Origin of the sequence: Streptococcus suis (assembly GCF_016775005.1) — a bacterium.
Classification (GTDB): Bacteria; Bacillota; Bacilli; order Lactobacillales; family Streptococcaceae; genus Streptococcus; species Streptococcus suivaginalis.
Window position 1 is genome coordinate 146,586 of the sequence record NZ_JAEUXI010000001.1, and the last position, 15,684, is coordinate 162,269.

Below are 15,684 nucleotides of genomic sequence, written 5' to 3' on the forward strand. Positions count from 1 at the left end.
ATTTACTTTTTAGACAAGATTCAAAATTTGTCACCTATATTTTAACCCTTAAATAGGAAAATTACAAATGTTTTTACTCAAAAACTAGGAAAATTTTACAAAAAATTTAGATTATCATCCAAATTTTGCATCTAATTTTCGTGAATAAATATTAATATTATGTATTTTAAAAACAAAAATTGTATTAATATCGTTTTTAAATCTTATTTCTATCGAATTTCATTACTTTTTTGCATATTATCACAAATAATATATAGAACATTAACTTGATACATGAAATATTTTCATATGTGTAATTTCTCTGTTTTTTTTACAAGAGTCGATTTGTAAAAGCTAACATGTTTTTCTATTTGTTTTCTCTTCATCTCGGGCTTATAGAAAGACAAAAAAAGAGGAAATACTTTATCCTCTTTTTTGAATCTATTCCTTCTCAATCGGTGCCAAACTAGCCAAGACTTTTTTGAGACCCATTTCTGGGAAGTTGATTTTGAGTTCTTGATTGGTTCCTGTGCCTGATACTTCTAGAACTGTTCCTCTGCCCCACTTTTTATGTAGAGCAATATCGCCAACTGACCAATCAGTGGTTTTGCCAGTGCTAGTATTTCCAAATGGGAGGTTGCCTCCCAATCCTCGGCTGGGTTGAACAGAGGATTTACGACTTTGGAGTGCCTGCTGCAAGCTCATACCTTGGCCAAACTGAGTCGCTCTGCCATTGACATAGGAAGCCTTAAAGCTGGTATTGGCAGGGCGGGCAAGACCTTGATAGTTGAGGAGGTCGCTGGAAATCTCCCGAATGAAACGGCTAGGTTGGTTGTAGTTGGTCCGACCAAAGAGCAGGCGGGAGTTGGCATTGGTCAAATAGAGGATCTGCTCAGCACGGGTGATACCCACGTAGGCCAGACGGCGTTCCTCCTCCAACTCCGCTTCTTCCTCGGAAGCACGGCTGAGCGGGAAGACATTTTCCTCCATGCCAATCAGGAAGACAACTGGGAACTCCAAGCCCTTGGCAGCGTGGAGTGTCATGAGAGTGACCTCAGATGCCTCGCGGCTGTCATCGTCCGTGTCGGCAATCAAGGCCAGGTCATTGAGGAAGCGGCTGAGGGTTTCAAGTCCTGTTTCCTCCTCCTCGCTCCCCTTTTCATCGAAGTTTTTGGTCACAGACAGGAATTCCTGAATGTTCTCGATGCGGGCATTGGCCTCAATGGTGCCTTGGATAGCAAGGGCGTTGAGGTAGCCAGACTGGTTGAGAACTTCTTCGACCAACTCTGTCACAGTCAAGCTATCTAGGCGATCTCGCAGGTTGTAAATCAAAGTTGAAAAATCCCAAACTGCCTGAGCAGCCTTGCCCTTAATGCCAGATAACATGATGTGCTGGCTGGCTTCGAGCAGGGACATGTCCTGCATGGTCGCAAAGTCACGGATTTTATCAACCGTGCCAGGCCCCACTCCCCGTTTTGGCTCGTTGACCACACGTTCAAAGGAGATATTGTCAAACGGGTTGGCAATGAGATTGAGGTAGGAAATGACGTCGCGGATTTCCTTACGGCTGTAGAACTTGGTGCCGCCGACCATGGTGTAAGGAATATTGGACTTGAGCAGGGCTTCCTCGATAGTACGGGACTGGGCATTGGTCCGATAGAGAACGGCGAAGTCCTTATAGGTCTTGCCTGACCGCACCAGCTGGTCAATCTGACCGGCTACATAAATAGCCTCGTCATTTTCATCACTGGCTTTGTAGTAAGTAATCTTCTCGCCTTCATCATTCTGGGTCCAGAGTTTCTTAGGGCGGCGGTTGCGGTTGTTTTCGATAACTTCATTGGCCGCCTGCAAGACTGTCTTGGTGGAGCGGTAGTTCTCCTCCAAGAGCACGACCTTGCTCTCAGGATAGTCCTTTTCAAAGTCCAGGATATTCTGCATATCCGCCCCGCGCCAGCCGTAGATAGACTGGTCCGCATCACCGACCACGCAGATATTCTTGAAACGCGATGCCAGCAACTTGACCAATTGGTACTGGGCATGGTTGGTATCCTGATACTCATCGACATGGATGTACTGGTACTTCTGCTGGTAATAGGTCAGGACCTCTGGATTTTGGTCAAAAAGGCGGAGCGTCAACATGATCAAATCATCAAAGTCAACGGCCTCTGACTGCCGCAGTTCCTTCTGGTAAGCCTTGTAGCATTTTGCGACAATCTGCGTGTAAAGGTCGCCCGCTTGGGCTTCGTAAACTACATCGTCAATCAAGTCGTTCTTGGCATTGGATATGGTGGCCAAAATGGTCCGTTCGCTCCATTTTTTAGGGTCCAAGTTGAGTTGTTTGAGGATACGTTTCATCAGTGTCCGTTGCTCACCTGGGTCCACAATGGTGAAGTTGCGGTTGTAGCCGATATGATCGGCATCTCGACGTAAAATGCGGACACACATGGAGTGGAAGGTCGCAATCAAGCTATCCTGAGTTGCTGGATTGAGGGCATAGGCTCGCTCCTTCATCTCACGCGCCGCTTTGTTGGTAAAGGTAATGGCCAGGATATTCCATGGGTTGACCATTTTTTCATCAATCAAATAAGCGATACGGTGGGTCAAGACACGAGTCTTGCCCGAGCCAGCACCTGCCATAATCAATAGCGGACCTTCCGTCGTCTGTACCGCTTCTGCCTGTCTGTCATTCATTCCGTTTAATAAAGGGTTCATGTTCTCATACTCTCTCTAAAAAATCATTCTCTCCATTATACCAAAAAATCTCTCAATAGGCAGTGGACAATGTGATAGACGCCAACTAAAAAAGCCCAGAGTCATCTCTGAGCTTTTGTATTCAATTAATTATTCAGCACCCAAGGCAGCTACTGTGATGTAGTTGTATGGTTTGTTGAAGTGTGGCAAGAAGAACAAGTCTGTCAATGCCAATTTTTCAATTGTTACGCCTTCTTGGATTGCCAATGAGAAGAGGTGGATACCCAATGAGATATCTTCACGAGCAGCCATTTGTGCACCAAGGATACGACGTGAATCTTTATCGTAAACAATCTTGATTGTAACTGGGAAGTTACCATGCTCCATGAATTCTGGTTTTTGGTTGTCAGTTACTTCAGTAACAGCAGCGTTCAAACCAAGACGAGTAGCTTTTTCAAGTGTCAAACCAGTTGATACAAGGTTAAGACCGTAGATTGAGATACCGTTAGAACCTTGTACACCGATACCTTCAAGGTCAGTACCACAAATGTTGTGAGCTGCTACGATACCAGTACGTACTGCGTTTGAAGCCAAAGCGATGTAGCTTGTGTCGCCAGTAGCGTTGTCATAGATAGTTGCACAGTCACCGATAGCGTAAACGCCTGGGATTGAAGTTTCTTGGCGTTTGTTTACAAGGAAGGCACCATTGCGGAAGCGCTCGATTCCTTCGCCTGCAAATGCAGTGTTTGGACGGAAACCAACAGCCAAGATAACCATGTCAACATCGTATTCGTTCTTATCAGTGATGATTTTCTCAACTTTGCCATCACCAGCAACTTCTTGAACAGTTTCACCAAAGGCAAGTTTGATACCGTTGTCTTCCATGTTTTTAGCCATAAGGTCTGACAAGTCGCGGTCATAGTAACCAGCCAAACATGTATCTACAACGTCGATAAGGATAACTTCTTTACCTTTACGTTGGAATGCTTCTGCAAGCTCAACACCGATGTAACCAGCACCAACTACTGCTACGCGGTTGATGTCTTTGTTTTTCAATTTTTCAATAACATCTGCTGAGTTTTGGTACAATTTAACGAATTGCAAGTTTTCAAGAGTTGCTTCAAATTCAAGAGAACCTTCTTTGATTGCAGCACCTTTGATTGGTGGCAAGATTGGTTGTGAACCTGTAGCGAAAAGAAGTTTGTCATAAGCTTCAACGTGCTCTTGGCCGTTTACAAGTGCAGTAACTGTTTTTGCTTCGTAGTCGATAGCTGTAACAGGTGACTCCATGTACACTTTAGCGCCAAGGCTTTCCAATTGTTCTTTATCTGAGTAGAAAAGTCCTTCTGGACCAGCAATTTGCTCACCAATCCACAAAGCCATACCACAACCCAAGAATGAGATGTTTGAGTTTTGGTCAAATACAACGATTTCGTTTTCTTGACCATAATTTGTCAACATAGTTTTGATTGCGGCAGTACCTGCGTGGTTAGCACCGACAACAACGATTTTAGACATAAGTAAAATCTCACTTTCAAAATAAATATTTTTTTACATCATCCATTATACTGGATTTTGATACCGATTTCAAAATTTACGCTCAAATTTTCACAATTTTTTTCTTTGGGCTGATTTTCCTTTTTTCATAAAGCGAGTTAACAGCCTGTTTATCAAGGGGTTAGCCTGATTTTACACCTCTCTTCTCCTCTTATAAGCCAAGGCCAACAAGCTCAGTCCTAGTCCAAGAATCAGACTAGCCTGGTCAGATACTTGACCTGTACTTGGTAACTGTTTCGAACTTGTTTCTTCTTTCTTATTGGCAAGTGGTTGGATGACTGGTTTTGTATCCAGCTCTTTCTTGTCAGCTCCGCCTTCAGTTGGCTGCGTTGGCTCTTTGGTGTCATCTGTTGCTTTCACGACATAGACAGGGCGCAAATCATTGGCTGCTTCTTCAAGGCTGAAGACACGGCCAATGGCATCTTGAATGACAATATCTAGGATTGGCTGGGCTTCTCCAAGTTGTGTTCCTACTAAATAAAGCTGTAAATCCCCACTTGCATTGGCTGCACGGTTAAAGATTACATAATCTCCATCGATGGTGTAGGTTTCGTGCGGTTGAGCAGTGAAATGCTTGGTATTGATTTGGATCTTGATCGTATGCTCTGCTTTTTCCAAGCCCAAAAGACTATGGTAGTTAAGTAAAGCTGAAAAGGCGGTGTTTTGAGGAACTGACTCTGGTAGATTGACTTCAATCTGTTTTACAGGATCATTATAGAAAAGTCCGTAGTTTATGCCATAAGCAATCGCTGTGTCTGATAAGCTTCCGTTTTCAATCATCGGAATATCAACTGGTAAGCGGCCTATATGTTTGAGACCGTTGAAAATAACTTCGACACCTGCTGTGATATTGGGTCCAAATGCATTATCTGGGCGGAGGGATTCTGTTGGATCCATCCCCTTGTTGCCATAGACTGCCAGGATGGCCTTGGCAGCTGGATAGTTTGCCACATCATATGGTTTAGAAATACTCAAGACTGCTGCTTTTTTATTGGTTTCGTTGGCATAAGCTACAACTTCTGTCGGGATTTTTGTTAGCCATACATCTGCCGCAAGCTGGGCTTCTCTACCGGTTTCTGAGATGACAATAACATGGCTAGCAGCATCAATTTTTTCTTTGAGCTGGTCGATGGTGGATTGATTGTTGTAACGAACAGCTTCAAAAGTGACCGTTTCTGGGATGATGCCATCCGCTTTGAGACGACGCATTCCCAATTCTAGGCCTGGCAATTCATTGTTGTAAGCTCCAAGAAGTAAGACATGGTCTCCTTCCGTCACCTTAAATGGTAGGATGGTATCGTCATTTTTCACAACGGTTACGGCACTTGCTGCAATCATTCGTTCCAGATCACGGTTGAGCTCTGAACCTACTTGTGCCAAAGCTGTTTCAAGGGATTTATCTTCTGTCTTGAAATTCAGGACCCCTCGTTTTTCCTTGAGAGTCAAAATCCGTTTCACAGATGCATCCAGGCGACTTTCATCTAACTGACCAGACTGGACCGCTACTTCGATCGCATCAATGATTCGATCAATCTTTGCCAAATCCGCCTTAGAACGAAGAACAGTCGGCATGAGGACAATATCCACACCAGCTTGAATAGCCATCAAGGCAGCCTCTGTCTCACCAAAGTTTTTGGCAATAGCATCCATCCCCATAGCATCTGAAATAATTATACCTTCGTAGCCATATTGGTTTCGGACTAGGCCTGTTAAAATATCGTCTGACAAGGTTGCCGGAATGTAAATTTCTTCTCCAGAATCTTTTGAAATCACCTTGTCTTTTTCAATCTGTGGGTATTGGATATGGGCTGTCATCAGCATATCGACACCATTTTCAACTGCCACTTTGAAAGGCAAGAGTTCCAAAGCATTCAACTGATCATAGGACTTATCAACCAAAGGAAGCCCAGTATGGGAATCCACCGCAGTATCCCCATGCCCTGGGAAATGCTTGGCTGCAACTGCTACATTATAGTCCTGAATACCTGACATCATAGCTACACCTAGCCGAGCAACTCTTTCAGGATCAGATGAGAAGGAACGGAGGCCGATAACAGGGTTATTGGGATTATTATTGGTATCCAAAACTGGGGCGAAATCAACGTTGATGCCCAAGGCTGATAGTTCCCGACCAATGATTTCACCTGCTTCTTTAGCAATCATGGTGCTATCCGTTGCACCGATTGCCATGTTGCCAGGAAGAGCGGTTCCTGAACCTAAACGATAGACGATACCACCTTCTTGGTCAATCCCAATCAAGAGAGGAATTTTTCCATTATTGGCTTTATTGCTGATAGCTGCATCTTGCAAGGACTGGGTTAAATGGAAGGTCTGATCTGTTGCCTTAACATTTTCTGCAAAGAGGATAACACCTCCAAAGTCATACTGATCTATAGCTTCTGCAATCTCGTCATGCACAACTGTAACATCCGTTGCTGCAGCTTCACCTTCTGCCTGCCATTTACGAAAGTCTGGCATCAAAATATGAGTGATTTTTTGACGGACTGTCATATCTGCAATCAGTCCATCTACATCTTTTTCCTCAGTCGTGGCAATAAAAGGCTCTTCTTTGGGCTGTGTCAACTCCTCAGTTGGCCTTTCTGTAACTGGGATAGAAGAAAGAGTCTCTTCGCTAGTTGCAGGGGTTATCGTTTCAGTTGCTACATTACTGGATCCACCTGTCTCTGAAACCACAGGTTGACTTTCTAAGCTGCTGCCAGAACTTGGTTGGCTGACAGAAAGGTCTGTCTCAGCCTTTGCCTCCATAGCTGGAACAAGGGCTGCTGCCAGGGCTGCTGCCGCTAGATAGGTTTGGTACTTTTTCATCTACATATCCTCCTTTCGTTTAATGATATATTAACATAATTCAGATTGGTTGTAAACGATTACATTTTTGCGTTTTTAACAGTCGGTATCAGGGTAAAATCACTTGTATCATTAACAAAACTGAACATGGGCATGCCTATACCTGCTTCATGAGTCAAGTTTTCAAACAAGGTATTGATGAAAAATTCGATCCATTCTTTACTAGGCTCTTCGGCTGCTTCCTCCTGAGGGCGAAACCAAATACCTGAGGCAGGTTTCTTTTGTGTGTGACTATAGGCTATGCCCAATTCCATCTCATAAAAATCAAAGGAAGCCATATAACCTTTGACCTGGTCAGCTGGATCAAAGGAAAAATTCAACTCTTCTGGTATGGCTACTTCTTGAATCATCATTCTCCCTCTTATCGGCCCATTCTTACTTTCAAATTCTTGGAGAATGCCTTCTGATCGTAAATGCTGTTCAACTTGGTGAAATAGGTCTGCTTGGTATAACATTTGGACTCCTTTATGCTTTTTAATTTAGTATATCATTTTTATCTATGTTTTTGGAGCTATCAGAGATACTATTTTATGTTCTCCTTCTCAGGATCCTTCATCGAATTTCTTTCCCCCCTCCTTTCTAAATTGTGCTATACTAGTCCTAGTAGAAACAAGGAGGTAATTATGATAAAACTGATCGCCCTCGACATGGACGGTACGCTCCTAAACGAGAAAAAGGAATTGATGCAGCCGCAGATTGATGCCATCCATAAGGCTGTGGCAGCTGGTGTGACAGTCGTTTTGTGTACAGGCCGTCCCCTTGTTGGGGTCAAACCCTTCGTTCAGCAGTTGGGATTTGATAAAGAAGATGAGTACATCATTGTCAACAATGGCTGCTCCACTCACCTCACCCGCGACTGGTCTTTGATCGACTGGGAAGAACTCACAGGCCAAGACATTGCATACTTAGATGGCTTCACAAATTCAGACCAGGTACAGATTTCCTTATTTGACGAAGAGGACTACTTTGTTCTTGCCGAAAAAGCGAATGATATGGTTGATTTGGACGCACGTTTAGTGGGCATGACTCCTCAACCAATTGATTTGAAGGAAGCTCTGTCGGGTCAGCATCGCTTCTTTGAAGCCATGTTCGTCGGTGAAAAAGAGCATATTGATGCCTTTGAAAATCAACACAATCCTGTACTTAGCCAAGCCTATTCCACCGTTCGTTCACAGGACTATCTCTTGGAAATTTTGCCAAACGGCGCAAGCAAGGCCACAGGTTTGAAAAAACTGGCAGACCGCCTCGGTATCCTCCCAGAAGAAATCATGGCTATGGGAGATGCCAACAATGACCTGGAAATGATTGAATTTGCTGGACTTGGTATTGCCATGGGCAACGCTAACGAGCAGGTCAAGGCGATCGCCCAAGACATCACAGACACCAATGAAAACAACGGCGTTGCCAAGGCCATTGAAAAACATATTTTGAACAAATAAGGAGACACTATGAAATACCCAACACTTTTAGACCGCTTTTTAGTCTATGTCAAAGAAAACACTCGCTCAGATGAAAACTCTACGACTACTCCCTCTACCCAGAACCAAGTTGAGTTCGCACAGAATATCCTTCTGCCTGAAATGAAACGCATCGGCTTACAGAATGTCCACTACCTACCAAACGGCTTTGCTGTGGGAACACTGCCTGCCAACGACCCAAGTTTGACCCGCAAGATTGGCTTCATCGCCCACATGGATACGGCGGATTTCAACGCAGAAGGGGTGAATCCGCAGATTATCGAAAACTACGACGGCAACCCAATTGCCTTGGGAACTTCTGGCTACGAATTGCATCCAAAAGACTTCCCACAACTTGCCAACTACCACGGTCAAACCCTGATTACCACAGACGGCACTACCTTGCTAGGCTCTGATGACAAGTCAGGAATTGCCGAAATCATGACAGCCATTGAATTCCTAGTCCAAAACCCTGACATCAAGCACTGCGAAATCCGTGTGGGCTTTGGTCCTGATGAAGAAATCGGTGTCGGTGCAGACAAGTTTGATGTGGAAGACTTTGATGTGGACTTTGCCTACACTATGGACGGAGGACCGCTGGGCGAACTCCAGTACGAAACCTTCTCAGCAGCGGGTGCTAAGATTGACTTCCTAGGCCGCAATGTCCACCCAGGATCTGCCAAGGACCAGATGATCAATGCCTTCCAACTTGCCATTGACTTCCACAATGCCCTTCCTGAAGCAGATCGTCCTGAAAAAACTGAAGGTTATGAAGGCTTCTTCCACTTGATGAACATGGAAGGCAGTGTCGATACTGCTTCTACTACCTACATCATTCGTGACTTCGAGGAAGAGGATTTCCTTGCCCGCAAGCAACTCATGCTGGACATTGCTGAAAAGATGAATGCCAACTTTGACACTCCTCGCGTCATTGTCAACCTGCATGACCAGTACTACAACATGAAGAAAATCATTGAGAAAGACATGACCCCAATCAATATCGCCAAGGACGTCATGGAAAACCTGGGCATCAAGCCACTGATTGAGCCTGTTCGCGGAGGAACAGACGGCTCCAAGATTTCCTTCATGGGCATCCCAACGCCAAATATCTTCGCAGGTGGCGAAAACATGCACGGCCGCTTCGAGTTCGTCAGCCTCGAAACCATGGAAAAAGCCGTCGATGTCATCCTTGGAATCGTCGCTTATAAATAATCTTTCAGTCGGTTTTCTTTGGAAAATCGACTTTTTCAGAAAATTTTTCAAAAAAATGCACATTTATCTTGTATTACTGGATTAATACTGATATAATGAACTCATAAAAGAAAAGGAGATTTATTTATGTATTCTGATGAAGCTTTGTTAAATGGCATGTTGATTGGTTTTTGGTTGATCACCATCGCTATCTCAGTCGTTTGGTATCTCTTGACCATTTTTTCAAACATGGTCCTCTTCCGCCGTGCTGGTTATGCAGCTTGGAAAGCTTTGATTCCAATTTATAACCTTTATATCCAACAATGCATCACTTTTGGTGAAGAAAAAGGTATCTTTATCCTCTTCATCTTGATTCCAGTTGCCGGACCACTCTATAGCCTTTATTTGACATACAACTATGGCCGTGCCTTTGGCTTATCAACTGTACAGTCAGTCTTCTACCTCTTCTTTACACCATTGCTTAATGTTTACATGGCTTTCAAAGAAGAGCATAGCTATAAAGGGCCTCAAGATTTCTTCTTGAATTAAGCTTAAAACACCTGTTCTCCTGAACAGGTGTCTTTTTTATGTTCCAAAATAAAGCAGAGCAAACAGAGCAATCAGACTTCCTAAAATAGATAGCGAGTTGAGATTGGCAGCTTCTGCTCCATCTCCACCCAACTTCCAAGCGTAAAAGGGAGCCAAGACTGATATGGGAGACAAAAGGCATAACAAGACCATCCAAGTCTGAGAGGAAGAAAATGGCAGGCCATAGACTACCAAACCAGCCAGACAGAAATTGGTCAACAAACGAACCCAGTAGCCCTGAATCAGCTCCTTCCAGCCTACCCAACTTACTGGAAAATCCAATAAAACTCCCAAATACAACATGGCAAGAAATGGATTGGCTTGGGCAGCGATTGAAAAAATAGACAAAAGATCTTGAGGTAAGGAAATGGAGAAATAAGCCAAGGTCAAGGTTAGCAAGTAAACCAATAAGGGAAGCGATTTGCCCAATGGCTTGAGACTGCGCCAAAAACCTGGCGAAGAAGCCTGATTGGTTAACTGACTGGCCAGACTAAAATTACCACCCAATACCATAATGGCATTGCCAGCATCAAACAAGAGAACCGTTGCTAAACTGCTAGCCGGAAAAAAGCTTGCACAAAGGGTAGGGTAAAGGTTCCGATATTGTACCCACTCAAGCCCACCATGACTGCTGCCTGCTTCTGCCTATCCTTTCGCCAAACCACATAACCAGCTACTAGCAAACAGAGATTGGCAACAATCCCCAAGAAAAATGGCAAGAGGGCAATCTGTTCCACTTTCATGGATTGAGAGGACAAGAGTAAGGCTGATGGTAGGGTCACATTCATCAGGATGGTCGAAAAGATGCGGGCCTCCTCCTTCTTGACAAGGCCTCGATGTCGTAATAAATAGCCGATCCCCATAACAAAGACAAAACCAAGGGCACGATAAATAAATGCAGGCAAATTAACTCCTCCTTCTCTAACTTCTTTTAGTATAGCACACTCTCTTCCATCTTTATATAAAATTTTTATATATAAGGCTTGACCATTTTTATCTTTATGTATATAATTTATATATAAATATTTTACATAAGGATAAAGAGGTGATTGCATGTACTATCCCGTCTCCTCTATCTTAATTGAATTTCTGATTTTATCTATTCTCGATAAGCAGGATTCCTATGGCTATGAAATCAGTCAGACCATTAAGTTAGCAGCGGATATCAAAGAATCAACACTCTACCCCATTCTCAAAAAACTGGAAAAGGCTGGCTACGTCACCACCTACCAGCAAGAATACTTGGGGCGGAAACGCAAATACTACACCATCAGCCCAGCAGGAAGGGATCACATCCCATTTCTCGAGGAAGAATGGACCAACTACAAGCGCACCATCGACGGAATCATAGAAGGGAGCCTACGCAAATGAACCGAGCAGATTATTTACTCCTATTGGAACAGGAATTGGCTGGCTTACAGCCCCATGCACGTCAAGAAGTATTGGACTATTTCCAAGAGTACTTTGAAGAAAAAGGAGATGACCAAAAAGCCATTCAAGACTTGGGCAAGCCCAGAGAAGCTGCTCAAGAAATCATGGCCAACCTCCCTAGTGATGAATTGATTTCTGAGAATCCCCTGGAAAGCGGGCCAGTTTTTCAAGCGACCGCTAAAGAACCATTTAACTGGAAAAAACTCTTTCATGACTCTTCTACAAAGACAAATGGGATCAATGTACAGACTGTTGAAACGCAACTGCCTGATTTCCGTCAATTAAAGCTGGAACTTGAATCGATGAGTTTAATCGTCCAAGTGGGTCAGTTGGAAAACGCCCAGCTACGCTACCAAATGAATCCAGAAGAAACAGGTGTGACCTTGGACTACCAACTCGAAGGGGATTGCCTGGTTTTGAAAACCAGTCTCGATTCCGATAGAATCTTGGAGACTCAGTCGGAAGATAGTTATGCCATTCTCAGTCTCCCCCAAAGGATTCTTCCCCTGACCAACCTAAGCCTCACTCTCTCAGATAGCAAGCTGACCATCCGCAACTTGGACTTGGTGGACTTGTTCTGTCTGGACTTGTCCGACAGTTCTCTGACTCTGAGCCAGCTACAGGTCCAGGAAGAATGCTTCTTGAAGATGAAAGATGGGCAGTTGTCAGTAACCAAGCTTGAAACTAAAAAGCTAGATCTTATCGGCGATGATGTCCAAGCAAACTTCAGCCAGTCAAACTGTGACCTACTGCGGACTTCCTTGTCCGATTGTCAAATCAATTTCAATCGCTGTCAACTTGCCACAGGTGATTTGGATTTAGCCGATTGTGTCGGAGTTCTTGGTCAATTGCAGTTGGCAAACAGGCTCAATTGCCAGGCTGATGATTGTGTCTTGTCCATACAGTTAGCAGAGCCCTTCAATCTTGAGTTAGAAGCAGATGACTCCGTTCTCCACTTGCCCAAAGAAATGATGGACTTGCTGAATTTGGATGAAGAGCCAGTCATCTTGGACTATTCAGTCTCCGATTGCCCAAGCAAGCTCACTCTTCGCTGTAACGATTGCCAAGTAACTCTTGCATAAAGGAGGAGACCATGACACGCTATGAATACATGACAGAACTGGCTAAACAGCTCCGCCATTTACCCCAAAAAGACCTAGAAGATACCTTGGACCACTTTAATGAGTATTTTGACGAGGCTGGTCCAGACGGAGAAGCTGCGATAATAGAAGAACTCGGTCCACCTTCTGAAGCGGCCCGCGAAATCCTTACCAACCTCTTCGACAAGCAAATGACAGATGAAAAGCCCCAGCACCACAATATAATCTGGTTGCTCGGACTGGCTATTTTGGCAGCCCCCGTCGGACTCCCTCTCTCCATCTGCCTTCTCCTCCTCTTTGTCCTCCTCATCCTGCTTGTCTTGACTGGTCTGATTCTCCTAGGTTGTTTCTGGATCAGCGCTATCCTCGGAGGACTAGCTCATCTCCTCTTCGCCCTTGACCTCCTTCGCCTCTCATGGTCCAGCGGACTCTTGATTGCAGGACTTAGCCTCATGAGCCTAGCCATTGGACTAATCGGCATACAGGCTAGTTTTCGTTTTGCCAACAAGGCCATACTCTTTGTACTCAACTGGGTAGCCAAGCACATACGCACAGGAGGTTCCCATGAAACGATTTGATTCCCTACCGAAAATAGCCATCAGCCTGCTAGCCCTTGGCGCTCTACTAGCCGTTTCCGGCTATCTCATGGGCGGATGGAACCAGCTCAAGGAAGTAACGAGCCAGTACCGCCAACAAACAAATGTTAGCTTTTCAGATGTCTCAAGCATTGATATAAACGGTAGCATCAGTATTTTACCGTCTGATGATAACCAGTTCCACCTCTACTACTATCGCAATCAGCACCACCAGACGGATCTGACCAACTACCAACTGACGGATGGCAAGTTAGTCATCAAGGACCTGGGGCAAGATGTGTCAAATAGTCTTTTTGATCAATTCTTCAGTCTCTACCATCAAACACCTGATACTTCCTATCAGCCTGTCCTCTATGTTCCCAAAGATCGTCAGCTAGATAAACTCAGCGGATTGATTAATGGCGATGTCCACCTGAAGAAGCTTCAGATTAATCTACTTGATTTGTCGATTCAGAAAGGAAAAACAGTCATTGAAGATAGCCAGATTGACTCAATCGCCCTCAGCATCCTAGATGGAGACCTTGTGCTAGAAGACACGCGCCTAGACAGCCAAACTCCATCAGAGAGCCAATTCATAAGCACAATCTATCTCACTCTGGGTCAGCTCACAGCCAACAATCTGACTCTAGCCGGACACCATGACATCATGGTCCTCAAGGGTGATACCCACATCCAACTCAAGGAAGACAGCAAACAAACTCTCCATGTGGAAGCCTACTCTGAATCAGGCCAAGTCATCCTTCCCCAAACCCAGCCCCAAGCCCAGACACAGCTTATCCTCTTTAGCAAGCAGGGAGATATCCTTGTTGAGTGATGATGGACTAACATTCACCAAACTTATACTCAATGAAAATCAAAATCAGGCTAGGCGACGCAGATGCAGATAGAACTGAAGTTCATCAAATCAAGTCAACAACGGCTGAGTTTGATTTTCGAAGAGTATTAATCTTCGAGTGCAGCCTCTTAGACTCTTTCAGCATAGAAAAAACACAGCAGCATGCCTGGATGTCACTGAACTCATCCACCATCTGGCTGTGTTTTTTATTTGTTCGAACCACTCCGTCTGGAATCTTACTCCCCAATTACCATCCATAGTTTGGCTCTACACAGGTGAGCATACTTTCGAACAACTCCTGTGGAGATACTTTTTTTAGTCCTCCATATACCGAATCTTGAACGTTTGGCGAAGGGTCTATATAGTAGAGATAAGCAATATCTGAACCATCTCCAGACAATTGATAACCAATACCAATAACATTGTGTTCTCCACGGAGTCCTGGATAAATTTTAGAACTATCAAATGTATAGTACATCGGGTAGCCATCTGCGATATTCTGTTTCAAACGTTGCTTAAAGAGGCGCATCTGGTCAGAGTGAACATCCGCAGTTGTCACCGTTTCTAAACGATAACCTGCTTGGTTTGCCTGAGGAAAATCATAGCCAAACAAGTGACGGTTTAAAACTTGAATGGCGTTGGCATTATGGGTACCAAAGGTTGTATCTGTCCCCATCTCCTGCGCTAAGACTTCCTGAGAAACCTCAATTCCACGATAGGAGAGCATCATACTCACCGTAGTAGGCGCACAGGTATTCCAAGCACGTTGGATTTGAGGTGTTACTTTCAACATGACTTTGCTAGTGGACTGCGATTGTTGTACTACTGGTTTTTCACGGTTCTGATTGCTTGCTGAGACACTAGTCTGTGTCGATTTCGGCTCCGATTGGGTTTCACTACTTTCGCTTTTTGTATTAGATGAACTTGAGTCGGAAGACTGAATTTCCTTCTTTTGCTCCTGATTAGAATAGGAACTTGATGGAATACTGGATTCTTTTGTTCCTATTTCAACTTTGTTCTGTTTACCAAGTTGTCCGCCAAGGGTCATTTGAACCAGCATCGCTGTAACACCACCGACTATAGCTACTAGAAAGGCAATCCTCCCTATTATTTTCTTGAGTTTCATCAACTTATTCTCCTTTCGAACAAGTATAGATTGGATTATTTGAAAAAATGGTCTATAACAGCAAGGCCTGTCCACACCATCTCATCACCATTTGTAGGGTATAGAAAAAGATAGGCTTTCGGAGTACCATTTCATGGAAGTTGTATACAAAAATACAATTTTATTATATATTATATTGATGTATAAAACAAGTGAGAATCGACACTATCGAGAATTTCAATAAATTAAAAAATCCAGCAGAAGCAATGTCACTTTTCAAAAGTCTTCG

Annotated in this window: 14 protein-coding genes; 7 read left to right on the forward strand and 7 right to left on the reverse strand. The window is 44.0% G+C overall.

Translation table 11 applies throughout. The annotated features are described in order from the left end of the window. Positions 1-420: 420 nt before the first annotated feature. From pcrA to JNG37_RS00640, 4 genes are all read right to left on the reverse strand, one after another. Positions 421-2,691: a DNA helicase PcrA gene (gene pcrA, locus JNG37_RS00625; protein WP_158454627.1), complete on the reverse strand. Its 2,271-nt coding sequence runs from the start codon at positions 2,689-2,691 to the stop codon at positions 421-423. A 129-nt stretch (positions 2,692-2,820) separates the two neighbouring features. Continuing rightward, entirely contained in the window at positions 2,821-4,188 is a 1,368-nt protein-coding gene (gene nox, locus JNG37_RS00630; RefSeq protein ID WP_158454625.1) for a H2O-forming NADH oxidase, read from the reverse strand. A 171-nt stretch (positions 4,189-4,359) separates the two neighbouring features. Continuing rightward, positions 4,360-7,053, reverse strand: a complete 2,694-nt coding sequence (locus JNG37_RS00635; RefSeq protein ID WP_187321588.1) for a glycoside hydrolase family 3 N-terminal domain-containing protein — start codon at positions 7,051-7,053, stop codon at positions 4,360-4,362. Positions 7,054-7,112: 59 nt separating this feature from the next. Continuing rightward, complete coding sequence (locus tag JNG37_RS00640) at positions 7,113-7,547, reverse strand: hypothetical protein (RefSeq protein WP_158454623.1); 435 nt, start codon at positions 7,545-7,547, stop codon at positions 7,113-7,115. A 168-nt stretch (positions 7,548-7,715) separates the two neighbouring features. Here JNG37_RS00640 and JNG37_RS00645 point away from each other — a divergent pair, with 168 nt between their 5' ends. The 3 genes from JNG37_RS00645 (at position 7,716) to JNG37_RS00655 (ending at position 10,289) form a co-directional block, all read left to right on the forward strand. After that, a complete protein-coding gene (locus JNG37_RS00645; RefSeq protein WP_158454621.1) occupies positions 7,716-8,531 on the forward strand; it encodes a Cof-type HAD-IIB family hydrolase in 816 nt (271 codons plus the stop codon). Positions 8,532-8,540: 9 nt separating this feature from the next. Continuing rightward, positions 8,541-9,761 (forward strand): peptidase T, encoded by a 1,221-nt coding sequence (pepT, locus tag JNG37_RS00650; RefSeq protein ID WP_158454619.1) that lies wholly within the window; start codon positions 8,541-8,543, stop codon positions 9,759-9,761. Positions 9,762-9,887: 126 nt separating this feature from the next. Next, on the forward strand, positions 9,888-10,289 hold the full coding sequence (locus JNG37_RS00655) for a DUF5684 domain-containing protein (RefSeq protein ID WP_158454617.1): 402 nt from the start codon (positions 9,888-9,890) through the stop codon (positions 10,287-10,289). Positions 10,290-10,325: 36 nt separating this feature from the next. On the opposite strand, the gene JNG37_RS09780 is transcribed toward JNG37_RS00655, so the two are convergent. Both JNG37_RS09780 and JNG37_RS09785 read right to left on the reverse strand, forming a co-directional pair. Then, entirely contained in the window at positions 10,326-10,841 is a 516-nt protein-coding gene (locus tag JNG37_RS09780) for an AEC family transporter (RefSeq protein WP_238336209.1), read from the reverse strand. Between the two features lie 35 nt (positions 10,842-10,876). Continuing rightward, positions 10,877-11,233 (reverse strand): AEC family transporter, encoded by a 357-nt coding sequence (locus tag JNG37_RS09785; RefSeq protein ID WP_238336210.1) that lies wholly within the window; start codon positions 11,231-11,233, stop codon positions 10,877-10,879. 148 nt (positions 11,234-11,381) lie between these two features. Here JNG37_RS09785 and JNG37_RS00665 point away from each other — a divergent pair, with 148 nt between their 5' ends. From JNG37_RS00665 to JNG37_RS00680, 4 genes are read left to right on the forward strand one after another with little or no spacing between them, the layout of a single operon-like run. Beyond that, the gene (locus JNG37_RS00665; protein WP_158454615.1) at positions 11,382-11,699 is read left to right on the forward strand and encodes a PadR family transcriptional regulator; all 318 of its coding nucleotides are present in this window, start codon (positions 11,382-11,384) and stop codon (positions 11,697-11,699) included. Continuing rightward, complete coding sequence (locus JNG37_RS00670) at positions 11,696-12,841, forward strand: HAAS signaling domain-containing protein (RefSeq protein WP_158454613.1); 1,146 nt, start codon at positions 11,696-11,698, stop codon at positions 12,839-12,841. The genes JNG37_RS00665 and JNG37_RS00670 overlap by 4 nt, the downstream gene beginning before the upstream one ends. A gap of 11 nt (positions 12,842-12,852) precedes the next feature. Next, on the forward strand, positions 12,853-13,437 hold the full coding sequence (locus JNG37_RS00675; protein WP_158454611.1) for a DUF1700 domain-containing protein: 585 nt from the start codon (positions 12,853-12,855) through the stop codon (positions 13,435-13,437). Then, a complete protein-coding gene (locus tag JNG37_RS00680; RefSeq protein WP_158454609.1) occupies positions 13,424-14,269 on the forward strand; it encodes a DUF4097 family beta strand repeat-containing protein in 846 nt (281 codons plus the stop codon). Before JNG37_RS00675 ends, JNG37_RS00680 begins: the two co-directional genes overlap by 14 nt. Before the next feature lie 268 nt (positions 14,270-14,537). On the opposite strand, the gene JNG37_RS00685 is transcribed toward JNG37_RS00680, so the two are convergent. Further along, a complete protein-coding gene (locus tag JNG37_RS00685; RefSeq protein ID WP_238336211.1) occupies positions 14,538-15,416 on the reverse strand; it encodes a C39 family peptidase in 879 nt (292 codons plus the stop codon). Positions 15,417-15,684: the final 268 nt, after the last annotated feature.